Genomic DNA, 17023 nt, shown 5'->3' with positions numbered 1-17023 from the left:
TTTTAACCGTTCGGTCGCGTATCCTCCGCGTATGTCAGCGACGCAGGGCGATCTGGCGAGCCTGTCGCGGTACATCTTCCGCGCGCCTCGCTGGTACGCCAGCGTGGGCTTCGCGCTCCTCGTCGCCGCGGTCGCGGGCGTCGGCGCGTTCGACGCCGGCTACGTGCTGGAGGACGCCTGGCAGGGCGTGTTCTTCATCGGCGTTCCGACCGTGGTCGCCAGCCTGCTCACCACGCCGGTCGACCGACGACTCGGCGGCCAACTCACCTACAACCGATCGTCGTTGCTCGCGCTGACCTGCGAGGGCGTCGTCGTCGCGGTGATGGCGGCCGCGGGCGCGGCCACGGTCCTGTTCGAGGGGCTCGATCAGGGGTTCGTCTTCGACGCGCTCATCGTCGCGCTCGCGTCGGTGTTCGCGCTCCGACTGCTGGTCGTCCTCGCCATCTCCGGGACGTCGGTCGTCGTCGCCGCGATCCCGGCGAGCGTCCAGACCGCCGCGGCCGCGGTGCTCGTGTTCATCTACAGCGGCACCATGCAGTACCTCTACGTCGGCGGCGGCCCGCTGGTCGAGACGTTCATCGACATCACGATGACACGGGCCGCCGAGGCGCCGCCGGAGCTCGGCGCCATCGTCGCGGTCGACTTCGTGCTGTTGGGTCTGCTCTGTCTGCTCTACGGGGTGGCGGTCTGGGCGTTCGTCCGGTTCATCGACCGGCCGTGGGAGCGCAGTCTCGGGGTGAGCATGCTCGATTTCCTCCGCGGGTTCGTCGGCCACCTCGCGGAGGGGACCGACGAGCTCGAGGACTTCTTCGAACAGATCGGCGAGGAGGCGGTCGTGCCGGTCACGGTGCTGGCGTTCCGCCGACGAGACCACACCGAGAAGGCCCGGTTCGTGTTACCGATGATCCACCCGGGGCCGATGGGCGAGATCGGGGGCGGCAACCTCCCCAAACGAGTGGCCGAGACCGCGGACGGGCTCGGGTTCCCGCCCCACGCGACCGCCGGCCACGACTTCAACCTCGTCACCCAGCGCGAGCTCGAATCGGTGATCGAGACCGCCGAATCGGCCTACGACGACATCGAGTACGGCGAGACGGCGACGCCGCCGGTCCGATCGCAGGTCGGGGATGCGAAGGTGTTCGGACAGGCGTTCGGCGACGACCTCCTGTTGACCGCGACCTACGCCCCGGGGTTCGCCGACGACATCATGTACGCGGTCGGCCTCTCGGCCGCCGCGGAGGCCCGATCGAGCGGCTTCGACGACGTGCTGTTGGCGGACGCACACAACTCCAACGACGGGCTCAGCGACGTGGAGGACCTCGGCCACGTCTACCCCGGGAGCGAGCGATCGTTCGACCTGATGGCGGCCGCCCGCGAGGCCGCGACCGAACTCGACGAGACGACCCAGCGCCCGATCCGACTCGGCACCGCGTGGGACCCCACCGAGTGGGAGCCCCGCGAGGGGGTCGGACCGCTCGGGGTCCGGGTCGCGGTGTTCGAGATCGGCGACCGGACCGCCGCCTACGTGCTGGTCGACGGCAACAACATGGAGCCGGGGCTTCGCGATCGCATCATCGCCGCCATCGAGGGCGTCGACGACGCGGAGGTGTTGACCACAGACAACCACGTCGTCAACACGGTCGAGGCCGAGAATCAGGTCGGATCGTCGATCTCCCAGGACGAACTGGTGGCGCTGATCGCCGACCTCGTCGCGGAGGCCCGCGCGGACTGCGAGCCCGTCGAGGCCGGGATGGCGACCGAGCGTGCCGCGGTCACGGTGTTTGGCAACGACCGAACCGAGACGCTGGCGAGCCACGCCAACGCCGTCGTCTCGATGGGCGGGGCGCTGGCGGGCGCCGTCATCGTCGCCGCGATGGCGATCAGCCTCGTGATCTTCTTCCTGACGTGAGCACTACCGCCGACGGGTTCGGTCAGTTCCCCGCCGCGACCGGCTCGCGTTCTGTCGGAGCCGCAGTTTCGAGCAGCGACTCGACCGCAGGGTGCTCCCGGTAGCGGACCGTCTCGTCGGCCTCGTCGTAGGCGACGAGACCGACGTCGGCCAGCTTCGGCAAGTGAACGTGCCGGAGCGTCGCTTCGAACGCGCCGGGGTCGGCGCTCGCTGCTCGACACAGTTCGGCGGCCAGCGTCCCGACGTGGGCGGTTCGGTCGGTGCGGTCGATCAGATACCGGACGACGACGCGGCGCCGGCGATCCGACAGCGCGTCGAACAGCGAGTCGATCGACGGGGGTCGCTCGCTGTCGGGGAGAGTTTCTGCCATACTGTAGTGGTGGTCACATGGCTCCCTCCCGGTGTCGTGTGACGCGTCACATCGTTCATATGGGGTCAGAAATCGTGTACGAGCGTGTTCTCGACCAGGTTGCCGTACCCCCGCCGGAGCCGGGCCGAGGCGGCGTTCTTCGATATGTCGAGCGCCTCGGCCAGGTCCGCGAGACTGATCTCGCCCGGCACCTCGAAGTAGCCCCGCTTGTACGCGGCGACCAGCGCCTCGTACTGTTCGTCGGTCACGTCGTACTTGCCGAGCATCTCGGGGTACTCCGAGCGTCGCAGGCGTTCGAGGACGAACGAGACGTCGTTAGCCGCCGCGTACTCCTGGAACGACTGCAGGGCGTCCTCTTCGGGGAACAGAATCTGGACCGACCACCCGTCGGCCCCGCCCTCGGCGTCGAGAATCGTCGCGTCGGTGTCCGAAACCGCGTAGGTGACGTGCTGGTAGTTCTGGCGCCAGTTCGCTTGATAGAGTCGTCCGTCGTCATGGTCGTCGAGCATCCGAACGTCCTCGACCGACGGATCCTCCGCGAGGGCGTCCTCGAACGTCTCGAAGTCGCTCCCGCTCGCCCAGAAGAACGGCGTCACGTCGCGGCTCTCGACGACGACGCGCTCGATCTCGACGTGCATTTCGGGGACGCTCTGCAGCGACCAGTTCAGCAGGAAATCGTCGGCCGGAACCGAGAACTCGGTCAGGATACTCATCGAGGCGACTACGAGACACTAATAAATTAGATTTCTCATATTGAACCGCCGCCGTTCGGCGCGGTCACGAAAGAACACCGCGAAGTACCCCTACCCGCGGTGTTCGGACTGAGCCCAGGCGAACGAAATATACTTTGTGGTGTCACGCGGTTCGCGGGCGCGTCACAGTCTACGCTCGGGGTGAGAAAATGACGGCCGGATCGGGACCTCAGCCGTCAGTCTCGGCGAATAGGTCGTCGACCGCCGAACGCGCCGCGAGGGCGGCGTCCTCGGCGACCTGGTCTTCCTCGTCGCGGGCGTCAGGAACGTTGAGATACACGTCCACGTCGAGGATCCCGTCTTCGAACGTGACCGTCACGTCGAAGTCTTTCACCGCCGACTGCTTGAACCGGGCGAAGATGACGCCTTCGGCGGCCTCGGCGGCGGTCTGGACGACCTCGTCGTCGCTGGGCATCTATGCGCCGCCGGCGCCGCCGCCCATGCCGGGGCCCTGCGGGCCGCCGGGGCCGCCACCGCCGCCCAGCATCTGCTGGAGCTCCTGCTGGAGGCTCTCGAACTGCTCTTGAACGCGCTCTTCCTGTTTCTGGAGGGTCTCGACGCGGATTTCGAGGCTGTCGACCTTCTCTTCGAGGTCGTCCTGGGCCTCGTCGTAGCCGGTCTTGACGAGCAGTTCGCCGACCTCGCGGTACATCGTCGTCTCCTCGTCGATGTCCTCGAGCTCGTCGAGGGCGGTCTGGGCCTCGGTGAGCTGGGTCTCGGCCTGGTTCTTCTGGGCGGCGACCTGCTGGGCCGTCTCCTGAAGGTCCTGCAGATCTTCGAGTTTCTCTTGTGCTTCCGGTGGCAGATTACCCTGCATACGTCGATGGATGCTCCCCGGACTGAAAAACCCCCGCTTTCGGGTCCGGCGGCGCTGACCGGCGGTCGTCCCGGACTCGGCGACCCGGCGCGCGGGCGCTCGTACGCCGTCGGGAGTGGCCGCCGATCGAGCCCGAACTCACGCGGCCGCGGTCGTCCGCTCGGCCACCTCGACCAGCGACCCCCACGAGTTCAGCCCCGCTCGGAGCGCCACGAGGTCGTCGGCGACCACGCGGACCGCGACGGTCGCGCCCTCTCGGGAGACGCTCGCGGCCGACCGGTCGCCGTCGATCTCGCCGACCTCCCGGGAGACCGCGCGGGCGACGGTCCGGGCGCGGCTGGTCGATTCGTACGAAAAGCGGAGAACGGCGTCGTGCGGGCGGTCGCTCATGCGGGGGCGCGGACGCTCAGTTGACGCTGACTTCCTTGACGTCGCGGCTCCGCTCTTTCAGTAGCACGCGGTGGCCACAGTACGGACAGCGGACGCCGCCGTACTCGTCGAGTTCGACGTCGCGCTTGCACCGCGAACACTTGTAGCTCATTCGTCGCTTTCGTCGTCGCCGAGCGCGGCCCGGATGGATCGGGTGACGGTGCGACCGGCGGGCGTCTCGGGGCGGTAGGTGCCGCCGGCGAACTTGTAGTCGCACTTGCCACACTGCCAGATGCCGGTGCCCTTCCGGTCGACGGCGTCCGAGCCGCACTCGGGGCAGGCGTGGTCGTCGTTCATGTCGCTCTCGATGTCGGCGACGCGCCTGCGAGCGACGCGCCCGTATCGCGCTCCGAACCGCCCGGCGCTGCCGGTGCGGCTCTGAGTGTCTTCGGCCATAGTACTGCGAATTTATCCGGGCGCGCTCATAAAGCCTTTGAGTCGAGGCGGCGCTCAGTCGCCCGCGCCCGGCGGATCGAACAGTTCGTGACCGATGACCGCGAGCGACGCCACCAGCCCCGCGATCGCGCCCGGAAGCCCCGTGAGCTGTCCCACCAGATACCCGCCCCCGGAGAGTAGCGGTATCGCCGCGAGGACCGCGTCGTAGTAGCTGACCATCGCGTAATTAGATATAATTACTTCCCACAAGAAGCTTGCGGCGCTCGATGCGGACCGCCGCCGACGTAGCGTGCGCTGAACGCCTTCGGAACCCGTTTTTCGAACGGAGAACTCGACCCGGGACCGCCTACTGCAACTCCGCCTCGGTCAACACGTCGTTGAGGTCGGCCCTGACGCGCTCGCCGGTCTCGCGGTCTTTCGCGGTCGTGACGATCCGGTTTTCCTGCACGCTGGAGCCGTCCCGGAGCAAGAGTCGTACGTTGCCGTTCTCGCCGGCCCGGGTCGCCTTCGCGCGGATGCCGGTCCGGCTCCCCGAACCGCCGGCCTCGATCGGTCCCGGGATCACCTTCTTGACGTGCGGGTGGCCCGCGACCGTGTGGACGACCTTCCGGCCGGTGCGGCCCCCGATCAGCGTCGAGTGGCTCCCGCCGATCTTCTCGGCCGGCGGGGTCTCGACCACCTCCAGCGCGCGGTCGCCTCGCCGGGACTGGACCGCCGCCACGGGGTCGTCGTCCTCGACCCGGTAGAACGAGTAGCGCAACTGCCCGCGGGTCGCCCGGAGCACGTCGCGGTCGCCCGCGGCGTACACCTCCTCGGGGCGCTTTCGCCGGACCTCGTCGGCGACCCGCCCGGCGAAGTTCCGGAGTTCGACGACCCCCTCCTCGCCGCCGTCCTCGGGGGTGGTCGTGACGATGGTCTCGCCGACTACTTCCTCGCCGTCGAGCATCGTGAGCGTCGCCCGGTCGCGGTCGAGGTCCAGCACCACGGCGTCGGCGTTGGGCGTCCGACAGACCAGACAGTAGTCGCCCGGTCGTTCCAGCGGGGACGCACACTGCCGACACTCCATAGTCGGGTCCTAGCCGCGGGCGGGATTTAACCCCGGTGTTTCGCGTCGCGCCGATCGACTCCCGCCGGGCGCCCCGACGCGCGGCTCGCCTCGGCGACCCAGCCGGCGGTCGCTCACTCGTCGGCGGGATCGGTCTTCAGAAACTCCCGGAGCACGACGGTCGCGTACGAGCCCTTCGGGAGCGAGAACTCGAAGGTCACCGCCTCGTCTTCGATCGCGACGTCGAGGTCGGTCCGCACGAGGACGGGCCGACGGGTCCCGGTCGAGTCGAACTCCCCCGGCAGGTCGAAGTCCCCGGGACTCAGATCGAGATCATCGAGCACCTCGCGCTCGATCTCGCCGGGCTCGCCCGCCCCGAGTTCGGTCGCGGTCCCGACCAGCGGCGCGGTCACGAACGCCCGGCCGCGCTCGCAGTGGCGCGCGACCGTCTCGACCCGGCTCTCGGTCACGCGCTGTTCGCGGTCGGTGTCGGGCACCGTCAGCCCCGAGACGGTCTCCGAGAAGCAGACCACGTCGCCGGCGACCGGCCGGTCGAACGGGAGCCCGCGTTCGAGGCGCTCGCTCAGGATGCGGTTGAACGCGTACGACTGGGCGGCGTTGACGAACAGCCGCTGGAGGTTCGATGGCACCGCTTCGAGCGCCGCCCGGAAGTCCTCGGGGGCGTCGCCGCCGCGCTCGGCCAGCCGGTTCGCCATCGCGCGCTCGAAGCCGAGCCGCCGCGGGAGCGCCTCGACCACGCCCCGCCAGTCGCGGGCCGCGAAGGCGTCTGCGGCCTCCCGGCGCGCCCGCCGGGTGTCTTCGGGCTCGGTCTCGTAGGGTTCGACGACGTACGCCCGGACCGCCGCCTCCCACTCGCCGCGGACGACGGCGAGCCCGACCTCGTGGGTGACCGGCCGGTGGCTCCCGAACCGCTGTTGGCCGAAGAAGTCCGGGACGCCGACGGTCCCGGGGTCGCCCCCGCCGAACGCTTCGAGTTGCTCGCGGACTGCCGGGGCGTTGGCGGGGCGATCGGCGTCCCGGACGGTGATCTCGAAGGCGTTGCCCGCGAGGTCGCCGAACTCCAGCCCGCGGCCCGCGCGCCCGACGACGTCGAGGTCGACGTCCCGGACGTCGAGGCCGTCGAGGTCCTCCGCGTCGACCTTCCGGAGGCTGAACAGCTGGGTCGTCACCGCGTGCTTGTCCTTGGTGCCGGCCCACGAGACGCGCTCGCGGCTGATCCCCAGCGCGTCCGAGAGCCGTCTCGCGAAGTCGTTGGTGTCCCACCCACGGAGAGTCGCCCGGACCACGAGGTAGGGGTAGGCGCCCGGGTCGGCGCCGACCGGTTCGGCGTCGAACCGTTCGACCTCCCGGACCCGGAAGTCGGCGTCCTCTTCGCGGATGTGGCCGCCGACGCCGTCGGCGTCGCTGACGAAGTGCTCGATCCCGACCGCCCGCTCGACTGGGTACGCCTCGCGCATTCGTCGGCCCTTGGTCGAGGAACCGCTTGTATCTGGCTTCCGCCGACGGCCGACGGTCCCGCTCCGAGTCGCGGGTCGGCGAACGCGTCGCCGCGTCGGTGTTCGACCGCGATCGCGTTCACTCGGTTAATCAATACCCGCTCGATCGTGAAAAGCTCGCAAGGGTTTCCGTTTCGAGTCACAAATAGAGCTGATGTCCGATACAAACCGACTCGGAGCGACCGACGCCGAGAACGGGCTTCGAACCACTGAGACGGCCGACGACGCCGCGCTGAACCAGGCGTTCGACGTGCTCGGTGATCGGCGCCGGCGCGCGGTCCTCGAAACGCTGTACGCGGCCGACGAGCCGGCCCGCTCGATCGAGGACCTCGCCGGTGTCCTCGCCCGCGGTCCCGACGGCTCCGATCGGGAGCGCGCGCTGGTCGGGCTCCACCACAGCACCCTACCGCGGCTGGCCGACGAGGGCGTCGTCGATTTCGACCCCCGAACCGACGTCGTCCGCTATCGCGGGACCGATCCGCTCGACGAGCTTCTGGACGTGCTCGTCGACGAGTCCGACTGCCCGGATTAGTACAGCGAGAGGTCGCCCGTCACCTTGTCGACGAGCTCCTCGTCGGCGGGACCGACCGCGAGCGCGGTGACGGTGCCCGGGTCGAGTTGGGTGTGGCCCGCGTCCCGGACCACGGCGTGGGCGAGCCCTTCGGCTCGCGCTTTCTCGGCGAGCTCGAAGATCCGGTCTTCGCCGTCGGCCTGCAGGACGATCTTCTTCTGGCCGCCGCCTTTCCACTCTTTGCGGGCCTTGGTTCCGGTCTCCTCGTAGGCCGACAGCGAGGCGTGGGCGACCTGCGCGGCGAGCTTTCCCTGTCCCATGCCGACGTCCGTTCGGGCGACGATGGCCTGTTTCATGTCCGCTCGAACGCGGTCGGCCGTTAAATCGGTGACTACTCGAACCGGCGGTGGCGTTCGGGCTGAAACACGCCCGCGACCTCCCGACGCGCCCGGCGGCGTTCGCCGGGGGGACCGTCGCGCTCGCCGGCCTGCTCGTCTCGCTCGCCTGAGAGACCGGATTATTTAGGCACCCTCGCACTAACTGCCGGGTATGATACTCTCGGACGCGGACATCCTCGACCGGATGGAGGCCGGCGATCTCGTCGTCGACCCCCTCGACGACCCGGACCTCCAGATCCAGCCCGCCAGCGTCGACCTCCGACTGGGTCGGGAGTTCCTGGAGTTCCAACGTACTAACATCTCCTGTATCCACCCCGACAGCGAGCAGGAGATCTCCGAGTACGTCTCCGAGACGGTCGTCGAGGAGGGCGAAGAGTTCATCCTCCACCCCGGGGACTTCGTGCTCGGCACCACCAAAGAACGCGTCGAGATCCCGGCCGACCTCATCGCCCACGTCGAGGGCCGGTCGTCGTTCGGCCGGCTCGCGGTCGTCATCCACGCCACCGCCGGGGTCGTCGACCCGGGCTACTGCGGTCAGATCACCCTCGAACTCTCGAACCTCGGCACCGCGCCCGTGGCGCTCAAACCGGGCACTCGCATCTCCCAGCTCATCTTCACCGAGCTCCGGACCGCCGCCGACCGCCCCTACGGCGAGGAGCGGGGCTCGAAGTATCAGGACCAGTCGGGGCCGCAGGCCTCTCGGATCGGCGGCGACCACGAGTTCGGCGGCGACCAGAAGGCCCCCGACGGGTCGGGTGACTCCCGATGAGGTTCGTCGAGGAGATCGTCGTCGAGGAGTTGCTTCCGACGGTGCGGTCGATGCTGGCCGAGGACCTCCGCGAGCGCGGGCTCACCCAGAGCGAGGTCGCGGACCTGCTCGGCATCTCCCAGAGCGCGGTCTCGAAGTACGCCAACGGCGAGGTCGAACGCAACGACCGGGTGCTCCGGGACGACCGGGTCGAGTCCCTCGTCGCCCGGGTCGGCGAAGGGCTCGCCGAGGGGACGATGAGCCGAGTCGAGGCGCTGGTCGAGATCGAGGTGCTGGTCCGTCGGCTCGAAGACCGCGACCTGCTCGCGGAGATCCACGAGCTCCAGATGCCCGAACTGTCGGGCTACGGCGGCGACTTCAACGTCCACGATCCGGAGGGCGACCTCCGGGTGACCGAACGCGTCCGGTCGTCTCTGAGGCGCGGGCTGACCATCGTCGAGAGCGCCAGCGGGTTCGCGTCGCTCATCCCGGCGGTCGGGTCGAACCTCTGTGAGTGTACGCCCGACGCCGACGGAATCGACGACGTGGCCGGCGTCCCGGGCCGGATCTTCGACGTGAAGGGTCGGGCGACGATCCCCTCCGAACCGGAGTTCGGCGTGAGCGAGCACGTCGCCTCCGTCCTGCTGGCGGCCCGGGCCAACGGTAGCGACGCGCGAGCGGCGATGAACCTCCGCTACGACCCCGATCTGGTCGCGGCCCTGCGCGACCTCGGCCGCGAGACCGCGGCGTTCGACGCCGAGTACGACGACCTCGACGCCGCGGTCGGCGCCGCCCTGCGCGAGACGCCCGGCGCGACCGTCCTCTATCACACCGGCGGCTACGGGATCGAGCCGATCACGTACGTCCTCGGCGACGACGCCGAATCGGTGGCCGAGACCGCCCGCGACCTGCTGTGAGACGCGGCCGGGCGCCGTGACGGCGTCGGCGGGACGACCGCACGCCGGTCGACAGCTACGGCGCCCGACCGCGGACGCAGTCGGTCGCCCCTACGGCGGCGTCACGGCTTCGCCGCTTTCGTCGTTCCGTCGCGATCCCGTACCGTCCTCGTCGCCGTTCCGGGCCTCGTCGTTCCCGTGATCGCGGCCGTCGCTCGCCCCGCGGCCGTTCGCGTCCCGGTCGTCCGAACGCTCGGCGCTCGCGGCGTCCGGGATTCGATCGATCTCTCGGTCCCCGGCCGTCTCGAAGGATTCGAGCAGGGCGTTCAGGTCCTCGGCCCGATCGGCCAGCGCGGCCACGCCGTCGGCGGCGTCGTCCAGCGCGGTCGTCTGCTCGGTCGCCGCCGCCGCGACGGTCTGGGCTTCGGCGGCGGTCTCCTCGCTGATCGCCGAGACCGCTTCGACCGTCTCGACGACCTCGCGAGCCGACTCGGCCTGTCGCTCGGTCGCGTCGCTCATCGCTTGGATGTCCCGGTTCGTCTCCGCGACCCCGTCGACGACCGCCTCGAAGGCCTCGACCGCCTCGGTGACCGTCTCGGCGCCGTCCGAGACCGCCCGCCGGGTCTCGTGAATTCCCGCCGCCGCGTCGTCGGTCTGTTCGCGGACCCGGTCGATAGAGGCCGCGATGTCCTCGGTCGCGTCGCGGGTCTGGTCGGCCAATTCCTGTATCTCCTCGGCGACGACGCCGAACCCGTCTCCGGCGTCGCCCGCGCGGGCCGCCTCGATGGAGGCGTTGAGCGCGAGCAAGTTGGTCTGCTCGGCGATTTCGGTGATGAACTCCGTCACGTCTTCGATGTCCGCGACCAGATCGCGCAGTTCCTCGATCGCCTCGACGGTGTCTTGGGTCCGGGCCTCGATGGCGTCGAGGTCCCGGACCGCGGAGGCCGCCGACTCGCGCCCGTCCTCGCCGCGTTCGGCGACGCGCTCGGCCCGTTCGGCGGCCTCGTCGGCGGCGGCCGACACCTCCTCGACGGTCGTCGAAAAGTCGTTTATGTCGGCGACGGCCGTCTCGAGGTGGTCGCTCTGTTCGGCCGCGCCGTCGGAGATCTGCCGGACGGAGTCGCTCACCTCGGCGCTGGTCTCGGTCACCTGCGAGACCGTCTCGTTCACGAGGTCGCTCTCGTCGGCGACCGCCTCGCCGAACGCGCGAACCGACCGCAGGGTCTGGTCCCACTCGTCGAGCATCTCGTTGAAGGCGCGCGCGACCGCCGCCATCGCCTCGCTGTCGACGTCCTCGTCGAGCCGACGCGTCAGGTCGCCGTCGGCGCAGTCCGCCATCGCGTCGCCGAAATCGGCGGCAGTCGCCTCGAGTCGATCGCTGAGGCGCTCGGCCTCGGCGCGGGCGCGCTCGGCCTCCCGGCGCTCTCGCTCGACCTCCTCGCGGGCGCGCTCGGCTTCGGACTCGGCGGACTCGGCGGCTCGGATCTCGTCGCGCAACGAGTCGCGCATCGCGTCGAAGCCGTCGTAGAGCCGGCCGAACTCGTCGATACGCCCGGTTTCCAGCGGAACGTCGAGGTTCCCGCGTTCTATCTCCGCCGCCGACTCCGTGAGCGATTCGAGCGTCTCGGTCTGTCGCCGACCGAACCAGATCGCCGCGACGCCCAGGATGGCGATGGTCGCGACGACCATCGCCGCGAGGCTCGTCCCGACGCTGTCGCGCATCGCGTAGGCGCTGGCCTTCGGCGCGTGGGTCAACACGATCCAGTCGGTCCCCGTCACGGGCGCGTATCCGACGACCGACGACTCCGTCGCGGCGAATCCGGTCGCGTTCCGCGTCGCCGACCCATCGGCGTTCCCCTCTGTCCGCCGGGCCAGCGCCGCCGCGTCGAACGACTCGGCCTCGGTGTCGTCGGTGTCGAGCACCGTCTCGCCCCCGCCGTCCACGACCATCGTCTCGCCGGCGTCGACGGTCTGATGGAAGTCGCTCGCTCGCGCGCCCAGACTGGCGACCGCGACCACGGCGTGCTCGGTGTTTTTCGGCGGCGCGCTCACGAACGCGATGGACCGATTCCCGGAGACCGGGCTCTCGTACGGATCGCCGGTGACGTGGACGTACGACGGCTGGTTCGTTCTGTTGTCGATGGTGGCGGTGTCCCAGCCGGCGAGTTCGGACAGATTCCCGCCGACCGTTTCCCGCGAGGTACTGGCGAGTATCTCGCCCGAACGCACTCTGACGTAGTGGACCGCGACGAGGCTCCCGTCGAGCGACCGCTGTCGGTCCAGCAGATAGAGGCCGATCTCCTCGACGTTCCCGTTCTGGAACTGCTTGGCCTGCGAGAGGGTCTCAGTCTGGCGCGAGCGCCCCTCGATCCACCCGTTCAGGCCGTCGGCCTGCAGTTCCGCGGTCGAGGTGAGCTGATTCCGGACCTGCGACTCCAACCGCTCTTGGGTGTTCGCGTAACTGAACGCACCGACGGTCCCGGTCACGAGTATCACCACCAGAACGCCCACGAAGAACTTGCGAGCGTATCGACGCCGAATCGCATCGGGAACGAGCGACGACGCGTCGACCTGCCGGAACCGCCTGTCGGAGTCCGTCATCGCGCGGACCTCGATTTCACGACCGTATAAAACCTAAGAATATATAGGTAATGTACGGGAATATATTTCTCCCCTTTCGCCGCCCGAAGGCGGGACCGCTCGCGTCCCGTTTGGCCCGTACGATTTACCTGTCGGGCGCCGTATGACTCTCCATGTCACGCGAGGCGGCGGCCCAGCAGTTCTACGCCAGATGGGCGGATCTCTACGACGTGCTGGCGCGCTCGACGCCCGGCCTCGGACGGCTCCGCGGGCGGGCGGCCGACGCGCTGGCGCTCGAACCCGGCGACACCGTGGTCGAGATGGGCTGTGGCACGGGCGCGAACCTCCCGCACCTCCGCGAGCGGGTCGGTCCCGAGGGGCGAGTCGTGGGCGTGGACTTCACGCGGGGGATGTTGGCCCGGGCCCGCGACCGGATCGAGCGCGAGGGGTGGGCGAACGTCCACCTCGTGCGGGCCGACGCCGCCGAGGTCGAGTTTCGCGAGGCGGTCGACGCCGTCCTCGCCACGTTCGTCGTCGGGATGCTCGCGGACCCCGGCGCGGCCGTCGACCGGTGGGCGGACCTGCTGGCGCCCGGCGGCCGGATCGCGTTGCTCGACGCCGCCCAGACCGCGCGGTGGTTCGGCTGGCCCGTCAACCGGGCGTTCCGGGGGCTGGTCGTCGCGTCGTCGCCGACCGGCACGGACGGCTACGAGCGCGCGCCGTGGACGGTACTCGACAACCGCGTCGACGCCGCCCGGCGAGCGCTCCGGGCGCGCGCAGACGAGACGACCCACACCGAACACGCGCTGGGCGTGGTTCGGGTGACCGGCGGACGGATCCCGTAGCAGTCGCTCGGGGGCTGTCGGATCCGGAGGGATCGAAACAGTGGTTTCGGGGTGTCAGCCCGGGATGACAGACACTCCTTGACAGGCGTGTTCCGTGTCTGTCAATCGGTCACAGGGGTCAATGAACAATAAAACTAACTATCGGACAGATATGCGGAACCAGTCCGGAACCGGTCGCTCGTTTCGGTGACGGACCCAACTTCCGCGTCCGGGTCTCAGCGAAACGATGGCCCCGGAACCGACTCGTCTTCGGCCGTCCGCCAGGAGTGGTCGGGGGTCCAGCCGAACCGCTCGCGGGCCTTCGCGGTCGAGAACGCCGACTGCTCGCCGTCGAGATCGCAGTCGTCGGGCAGGCCGCCGAACACCGCCGCGACGGTCTCGGCGGTGGGCCGACCGAGGTAGTTGTCGTCGGCGACCGCGAGGTACGCCTCGTGGCCGGACCGATCGGCCGCCAGCGCCGCCGCGACAAGCGAGACCACGTCCCGGACGTCGACGTACGACCAGAAGTTGCCCGATCGATCGGCGGTCTCGGGGTCGAAGTCCTCCCGAACCTCGGACACCTCGTAGCGGCCGGGGTAGTTCACCCACGACGGGCGCAGGGAGGTGACCGCGATCCCGTACCGCCGGACGACCATCTCGGCGACCTCCTCGCCGACGAGCTTCGAGGTGCCGTAGGGGTCCTCGGGGCGCTTGGGGTGGGCCTCGTCGATCGGCAGGTAGTCGGGCAGCGACGGCTCGCGGGCGAACGGCATCCCGTAGAGGCTCTCGCTGGAGGTCCAGACCACGTCGGCGCCGACCGTCCCGGCGGCGACGAGCACGTTGTACGTACACTCGACGTTGTTGCGGAACGTCTCGGTGCCCGGGTGGGTGCCCGCGACCGGGATCGACGCGCAGTGGACGACCTGATCGGGGTCCTCGCTCTGGATCAGCTCCCACGCCTGCCCCTGGTCGGTCAGATCCGCCGCGTAAAAGCGGGCGTTCTCCCGGTCGCCGGGCGGGCGTTCGAGGTCGACGCCGACCACGTCGTGGCCGTCCGCGGCGAGGCGCTCGACGATCCAACTCCCGATGGCGCCGGTCGCGCCGGTGACGAGTACGTCCATAGTCTCGGCTCGGACCGCGGGGCAAAAACGGTAGGGCTTGCGGCGAACGCGGGGCGATCGCGCGGTCGGCCGGTCGGGGGTCGGTCGTCAGCGGGGTCGGTTCTGGGCCGTCGAGGTCGGGGCTCAGTCGTCGGCGGGCGCGGTCGGCGGGGACATCTCGACGGGGTCGGCGTCGACGCCGAGTTCGTCGAGGGCACACTGAGCCGCACGCTTGCCCGACACCAGCATCGCGCCGAAGGTCGGGCCCATCCGCGGGAGGCCGTAGGTCGTCGCGGTCGCCATCCCGGTCGCGATCAGGCCGTCGTGGACGACCCCCGTGTGGTCGACGACCGCGTCCTCGCTCTCGCCGACCCACATCGAGTCGTGGCCGGGTGAGTCGTGGCCGGGCGCGCCGTACGAGTCGTCGCCGGTCTGGTCCATCCCGGTGGCGTTTTCCTTCGCGTCGCCGATGCCGGGCGCGTCGAGTACGCCCCGTTCGTCGAGCTTCGAGACCGCCATCGCGTCGTGGCCGGTCGCGTCGATGACGAGGTCGGACTCGACGGCGATCGGGTCGACGCAGGTGATCTCCCGGGGCAGGGCGTGGACCGGCGTCCAGTTCATCACGATGCCGCCCACCCGGTGGTCCTCTCGGATCACGATGTCGGTGAACTCGGTCATGTTCTGCATCTTCGCGCCCGCGTCGCAGGCCGCCTTGATGAGGCCGGAACACGCCTCGGGACCGTTCGCGACGAACAGCCCCTCGCTGTCTTGGGCGGGCTTGTAGTCGACCTCGAGTTCGTCGAGGATCTGCTGGGCCGGGTCCCGGACGGTCACCTTGTTCATCAGGAAGCCGCCGAGCCAGAACCCGCCGCCGAGGTAGTTGTTCTTCTCGACGACCATCGCCTGGACGCCCCGGTCTGAGAGTTCCTTCGCGGCCATCAGCCCCGACGGGCCGCCGCCGACGATGATCACGTCCGAGTCGGTGAAGTCCATGAACTCCTCGGTCCACTCCTGTCCGATCGCGCGGGTCACTTCCGCCTCGCCGACGTCGCTGAACTGGTCGAATTCGCGCATACAACCTAGTAGTATTATTGCGTGGTGAAAGTCGTTGCGGTGCGGCTTCGGGCCCGCCCGGACGAGCAAATCACCGCTTTGAGGCGCCGAAAACCGTGATACCTCGACTCTCGGAACAGTTATGCGTGGCTGGCGCCTCCCTATACTTGCAATGGCAAACGGAACTGTTGATTTCTTCAACGACACTGGCGGCTACGGTTTCATCTCGACGGACGACGCGGACGGCGACGACGTATTCTTCCACATGGAGGACGTTGGCGGCCCCGACCTCGAAGAGGGAACGGACATCGAATTCGACATCGAACAGGCCCCCAAGGGCCCGCGCGCGACGAACGTCGTCCGCGCGTAAGTCGGAACACAACGTCCCGCACGGGACGCGATATAGCGATTTTTACGGACCGCTCCGGCCGAAAGCGACGCCGCCGTCACTCGAGGTCGCCCTGCCGAATCGCGCGCTCGGCCTCCCGGAGCGCGTCCTCGGGGTCGAACTCGGCGACGATTCGCTCTAAGGCGGCCTCGTCTGCGTCCCGCAGGTCGCGGGCGTGCTCGGTCACGTTCGGCACCGCCCGCAGGATGTTGTCCACGATCGGGACCGCGGCCGACCGCGCCGACCGCGAGAGGGGATTTAGATCGATCACGATCTCGGTCTTGCCCATCTCGGCGAGCGCCTCGGCCCGGTCGCCGTCTTCGAGCGGCACGACGACCACGTCGGCGGCGTGGATGCCGTCGGCGTCGACCTTCGCGCGCTCGTGGTCGAGCCCCGGAATCCGGGCGTCGGCCGCCAGTCCCTTCACCGACTCGGCGCCGTGCTCGCGGAGGTGGTCGGCGATGGCTCGCATCCGTTCGTCGGTCCGGTTGAACAGATTGACCTCGATGTCCGCCTCGACCGCCTCGGCGAGTTCGACGATCTCTCCCGGGACGAGCGCCGCGACGTTGCCGTTGACCGACAGCACCGGCCGGTCGGCCAGCAGGAGGTGGGCCGCGGCCGCCCGCGCGGCGTCGTCGGCGCTGGGCAGAGTGCGCTCGCCCAGCAGGTAGTCGAACGCCTCGCCGCGACCCTCCGCGATGAGCCCCTGTCTGCTGGTGATGCCCTTCTCGACGCCCTCCTCGATGCGGTGGCGGGTGAGCAACGACTCCTGTCGGGGGTGGTCCTCGGGAATCTCGGTCATACTCGTGGCTTGCCCCATATCACCGAAAAGGCGTCGTTACGTCCGACCGCGGGGCGGACGATCGCCGTCACTCGATTTCGGGGTCGCGTTCGGGCGTCCGGTCGCGCTCGTCGGCCGCGGGCTCGCGGTCGAGCGACGCCCGGGCGCTCTCGGGGGTCTCGGTTTCGAGCAGGCGTTCGAGCCGGCTCTCGAACTCCGCCTCGGTGAGTTCGCCGCGGGCGTACCGCGCCCGAAGCGCGTCGAGCGCGTCCTGCTCGTCGCTCTCGTCGACCCCGCGGTCGCGGTACCACTGGGCGAGACCGACCGCCAGCGGGATCAGTCCGCCGCCGATCGGGAACGCCATCCACCACCACGAGACGCCCGCGGCGAGCAACGCGACCGCAAGCACCCCCATGAGTACCATGCTCGCGCCGACGGCGATGGTTTCGAGCGCGCCGTCGGGGTCCTCGCCGTACCCGGAGCGGGTGTCGGGACTGCGGTCGCCCATA

22 protein-coding genes are annotated in these 17023 nt (G+C 69.5%); 6 read left to right on the top strand and 16 right to left on the bottom strand.

What is annotated here, in order from left to right; translation table 11 throughout:
* Positions 1 to 31: 31 nt before the first annotated feature.
* Complete coding sequence (locus EPY72_RS04345) at positions 32 to 1909, top strand: DUF2070 family protein (protein ID WP_135805682.1); 1878 nt, start codon at positions 32 to 34, stop codon at positions 1907 to 1909.
* 22 nt (positions 1910 to 1931) lie between these two features.
* On the opposite strand, the gene EPY72_RS04340 is transcribed toward EPY72_RS04345, so the two are convergent.
* From EPY72_RS04340 to truD, 10 genes are all read right to left on the bottom strand, one after another.
* Positions 1932 to 2279: a DUF7344 domain-containing protein gene (locus EPY72_RS04340; protein ID WP_135805681.1), complete on the bottom strand. Its 348-nt coding sequence runs from the start codon at positions 2277 to 2279 to the stop codon at positions 1932 to 1934.
* Between the two features lie 65 nt (positions 2280 to 2344).
* On the bottom strand, positions 2345 to 2992 hold the full coding sequence (locus EPY72_RS04335) for a helix-turn-helix domain-containing protein (protein WP_135805680.1): 648 nt from the start codon (positions 2990 to 2992) through the stop codon (positions 2345 to 2347).
* Between the two features lie 208 nt (positions 2993 to 3200).
* A complete protein-coding gene (locus tag EPY72_RS04330) occupies positions 3201 to 3446 on the bottom strand; it encodes a DUF3194 domain-containing protein (protein ID WP_135805679.1) in 246 nt (81 codons plus the stop codon).
* Positions 3447 to 3848, bottom strand: a complete 402-nt coding sequence (locus EPY72_RS04325) for a prefoldin subunit beta (RefSeq protein ID WP_134669215.1) — start codon at positions 3846 to 3848, stop codon at positions 3447 to 3449. It abuts the gene before it with no gap.
* 138 nt (positions 3849 to 3986) lie between these two features.
* A complete protein-coding gene (locus EPY72_RS04320; RefSeq protein WP_134669213.1) occupies positions 3987 to 4238 on the bottom strand; it encodes a KEOPS complex subunit Pcc1 in 252 nt (83 codons plus the stop codon).
* 16 nt (positions 4239 to 4254) lie between these two features.
* A complete protein-coding gene (locus EPY72_RS04315) occupies positions 4255 to 4389 on the bottom strand; it encodes a DNA-directed RNA polymerase subunit P (RefSeq protein ID WP_134669211.1) in 135 nt (44 codons plus the stop codon).
* Positions 4386 to 4673 (bottom strand): 50S ribosomal protein L37ae, encoded by a 288-nt coding sequence (locus EPY72_RS04310; RefSeq protein WP_134669210.1) that lies wholly within the window; start codon positions 4671 to 4673, stop codon positions 4386 to 4388. The genes EPY72_RS04315 and EPY72_RS04310 overlap by 4 nt, the downstream gene beginning before the upstream one ends.
* Before the next feature lie 54 nt (positions 4674 to 4727).
* Entirely contained in the window at positions 4728 to 4892 is a 165-nt protein-coding gene (locus EPY72_RS19220) for a DUF8015 family protein (protein ID WP_168215997.1), read from the bottom strand.
* A 127-nt stretch (positions 4893 to 5019) separates the two neighbouring features.
* Entirely contained in the window at positions 5020 to 5739 is a 720-nt protein-coding gene (locus EPY72_RS04305; RefSeq protein WP_134669208.1) for a DUF2103 domain-containing protein, read from the bottom strand.
* Between the two features lie 113 nt (positions 5740 to 5852).
* Positions 5853 to 7196 (bottom strand): tRNA pseudouridine(13) synthase TruD, encoded by a 1344-nt coding sequence (truD, locus tag EPY72_RS04300; protein ID WP_134669206.1) that lies wholly within the window; start codon positions 7194 to 7196, stop codon positions 5853 to 5855.
* 193 nt (positions 7197 to 7389) lie between these two features.
* Here truD and EPY72_RS04295 point away from each other — a divergent pair, with 193 nt between their 5' ends.
* The gene (locus tag EPY72_RS04295) at positions 7390 to 7767 is read left to right on the top strand and encodes a DUF7344 domain-containing protein (RefSeq protein ID WP_135805678.1); all 378 of its coding nucleotides are present in this window, start codon (positions 7390 to 7392) and stop codon (positions 7765 to 7767) included.
* On the opposite strand, the gene pth2 is transcribed toward EPY72_RS04295, so the two are convergent.
* Complete coding sequence (pth2, locus tag EPY72_RS04290) at positions 7764 to 8102, bottom strand: peptidyl-tRNA hydrolase Pth2 (RefSeq protein ID WP_135805677.1); 339 nt, start codon at positions 8100 to 8102, stop codon at positions 7764 to 7766. The genes EPY72_RS04295 and pth2 overlap by 4 nt on opposite strands.
* A gap of 193 nt (positions 8103 to 8295) precedes the next feature.
* Here pth2 and dcd point away from each other — a divergent pair, with 193 nt between their 5' ends.
* Both dcd and EPY72_RS04280 read left to right on the top strand, forming a co-directional pair.
* Positions 8296 to 8913, top strand: a complete 618-nt coding sequence (gene dcd, locus EPY72_RS04285) for a dCTP deaminase (protein WP_134669200.1) — start codon at positions 8296 to 8298, stop codon at positions 8911 to 8913.
* Positions 8910 to 9809, top strand: coding sequence for a thiamine-phosphate synthase family protein (locus EPY72_RS04280; RefSeq protein ID WP_134669198.1), 900 nt, complete (start codon positions 8910 to 8912; stop codon positions 9807 to 9809). Before dcd ends, EPY72_RS04280 begins: the two co-directional genes overlap by 4 nt.
* Positions 9810 to 9899: 90 nt before the next feature.
* Here EPY72_RS04280 and EPY72_RS04275 read toward each other — a convergent pair whose 3' ends face one another.
* Positions 9900 to 12389: a methyl-accepting chemotaxis protein gene (locus EPY72_RS04275; protein WP_135805676.1), complete on the bottom strand. Its 2490-nt coding sequence runs from the start codon at positions 12387 to 12389 to the stop codon at positions 9900 to 9902.
* A 152-nt stretch (positions 12390 to 12541) separates the two neighbouring features.
* Between EPY72_RS04275 and EPY72_RS04270 the strand changes: the two genes are divergently transcribed.
* Positions 12542 to 13213, top strand: a complete 672-nt coding sequence (locus EPY72_RS04270) for a class I SAM-dependent methyltransferase (RefSeq protein ID WP_134669194.1) — start codon at positions 12542 to 12544, stop codon at positions 13211 to 13213.
* Between the two features lie 215 nt (positions 13214 to 13428).
* Here EPY72_RS04270 and EPY72_RS04265 read toward each other — a convergent pair whose 3' ends face one another.
* Together EPY72_RS04265 and EPY72_RS04260 are read right to left on the bottom strand one after the other, a co-directional pair.
* On the bottom strand, positions 13429 to 14313 hold the full coding sequence (locus EPY72_RS04265) for an NAD-dependent epimerase/dehydratase family protein (protein WP_134669193.1): 885 nt from the start codon (positions 14311 to 14313) through the stop codon (positions 13429 to 13431).
* Positions 14314 to 14436: 123 nt separating this feature from the next.
* Positions 14437 to 15366, bottom strand: a complete 930-nt coding sequence (locus EPY72_RS04260; protein ID WP_134669191.1) for a sulfide-dependent adenosine diphosphate thiazole synthase — start codon at positions 15364 to 15366, stop codon at positions 14437 to 14439.
* A 151-nt stretch (positions 15367 to 15517) separates the two neighbouring features.
* On the opposite strand from EPY72_RS04260, the gene EPY72_RS04255 reads away from it, so the two are divergent.
* Positions 15518 to 15715 carry a cold-shock protein gene (locus tag EPY72_RS04255; RefSeq protein ID WP_134669189.1) on the top strand — a complete coding sequence of 66 codons (198 nt, stop codon included), beginning with the start codon at positions 15518 to 15520 and terminating at the stop codon, positions 15713 to 15715.
* Between the two features lie 76 nt (positions 15716 to 15791).
* Here the strand turns inward: EPY72_RS04255 and EPY72_RS04250 are convergent, their stop codons facing one another.
* Entirely contained in the window at positions 15792 to 16535 is a 744-nt protein-coding gene (locus EPY72_RS04250) for a 4-phosphopantoate--beta-alanine ligase (RefSeq protein WP_135805675.1), read from the bottom strand.
* Between the two features lie 67 nt (positions 16536 to 16602).
* The gene (locus tag EPY72_RS04245) at positions 16603 to 17022 is read right to left on the bottom strand and encodes an SHOCT domain-containing protein (protein WP_134669185.1); all 420 of its coding nucleotides are present in this window, start codon (positions 17020 to 17022) and stop codon (positions 16603 to 16605) included.
* Between the last annotated feature and the right edge of the window lies 1 nt (position 17023).

The organism is Halorussus marinus, assembly GCF_004765795.1.
Taxonomy (GTDB): Archaea; Halobacteriota; Halobacteria; order Halobacteriales; family Haladaptataceae; genus Halorussus; species Halorussus marinus.
This window is presented reverse-complemented; position numbering and strand designations above follow the sequence as displayed.

Coding starts and splice junctions, on each gene's coding strand:
- EPY72_RS04345 (WP_135805682.1), top strand. CDS start 32: ATGTCAGCGACGCAGGGCGATCTGGCGAGCCTGTCGCGGTACATCTTC.
- EPY72_RS04340 (WP_135805681.1), bottom strand. CDS start 2,279: ATGGCAGAAACTCTCCCCGACAGCGAGCGACCCCCGTCGATCGACTCG.
- EPY72_RS04335 (WP_135805680.1), bottom strand. CDS start 2,992: ATGAGTATCCTGACCGAGTTCTCGGTTCCGGCCGACGATTTCCTGCTG.
- EPY72_RS04330 (WP_135805679.1), bottom strand. CDS start 3,446: ATGCCCAGCGACGACGAGGTCGTCCAGACCGCCGCCGAGGCCGCCGAA.
- EPY72_RS04325 (WP_134669215.1), bottom strand. CDS start 3,848: ATGCAGGGTAATCTGCCACCGGAAGCACAAGAGAAACTCGAAGATCTG.
- EPY72_RS04320 (WP_134669213.1), bottom strand. CDS start 4,238: ATGAGCGACCGCCCGCACGACGCCGTTCTCCGCTTTTCGTACGAATCG.
- EPY72_RS04315 (WP_134669211.1), bottom strand. CDS start 4,389: ATGAGCTACAAGTGTTCGCGGTGCAAGCGCGACGTCGAACTCGACGAG.
- EPY72_RS04310 (WP_134669210.1), bottom strand. CDS start 4,673: ATGGCCGAAGACACTCAGAGCCGCACCGGCAGCGCCGGGCGGTTCGGA.
- EPY72_RS19220 (WP_168215997.1), bottom strand. CDS start 4,892: ATGGTCAGCTACTACGACGCGGTCCTCGCGGCGATACCGCTACTCTCC.
- EPY72_RS04305 (WP_134669208.1), bottom strand. CDS start 5,739: ATGGAGTGTCGGCAGTGTGCGTCCCCGCTGGAACGACCGGGCGACTAC.
- truD (WP_134669206.1), bottom strand. CDS start 7,196: ATGCGCGAGGCGTACCCAGTCGAGCGGGCGGTCGGGATCGAGCACTTC.
- EPY72_RS04295 (WP_135805678.1), top strand. CDS start 7,390: ATGTCCGATACAAACCGACTCGGAGCGACCGACGCCGAGAACGGGCTT.
- pth2 (WP_135805677.1), bottom strand. CDS start 8,102: ATGAAACAGGCCATCGTCGCCCGAACGGACGTCGGCATGGGACAGGGA.
- dcd (WP_134669200.1), top strand. CDS start 8,296: ATGATACTCTCGGACGCGGACATCCTCGACCGGATGGAGGCCGGCGAT.
- EPY72_RS04280 (WP_134669198.1), top strand. CDS start 8,910: ATGAGGTTCGTCGAGGAGATCGTCGTCGAGGAGTTGCTTCCGACGGTG.
- EPY72_RS04275 (WP_135805676.1), bottom strand. CDS start 12,389: ATGACGGACTCCGACAGGCGGTTCCGGCAGGTCGACGCGTCGTCGCTC.
- EPY72_RS04270 (WP_134669194.1), top strand. CDS start 12,542: ATGTCACGCGAGGCGGCGGCCCAGCAGTTCTACGCCAGATGGGCGGAT.
- EPY72_RS04265 (WP_134669193.1), bottom strand. CDS start 14,313: ATGGACGTACTCGTCACCGGCGCGACCGGCGCCATCGGGAGTTGGATC.
- EPY72_RS04260 (WP_134669191.1), bottom strand. CDS start 15,366: ATGCGCGAATTCGACCAGTTCAGCGACGTCGGCGAGGCGGAAGTGACC.
- EPY72_RS04255 (WP_134669189.1), top strand. CDS start 15,518: ATGGCAAACGGAACTGTTGATTTCTTCAACGACACTGGCGGCTACGGT.
- EPY72_RS04250 (WP_135805675.1), bottom strand. CDS start 16,535: ATGACCGAGATTCCCGAGGACCACCCCCGACAGGAGTCGTTGCTCACC.
- EPY72_RS04245 (WP_134669185.1), bottom strand. CDS start 17,022: ATGGGCGACCGCAGTCCCGACACCCGCTCCGGGTACGGCGAGGACCCC.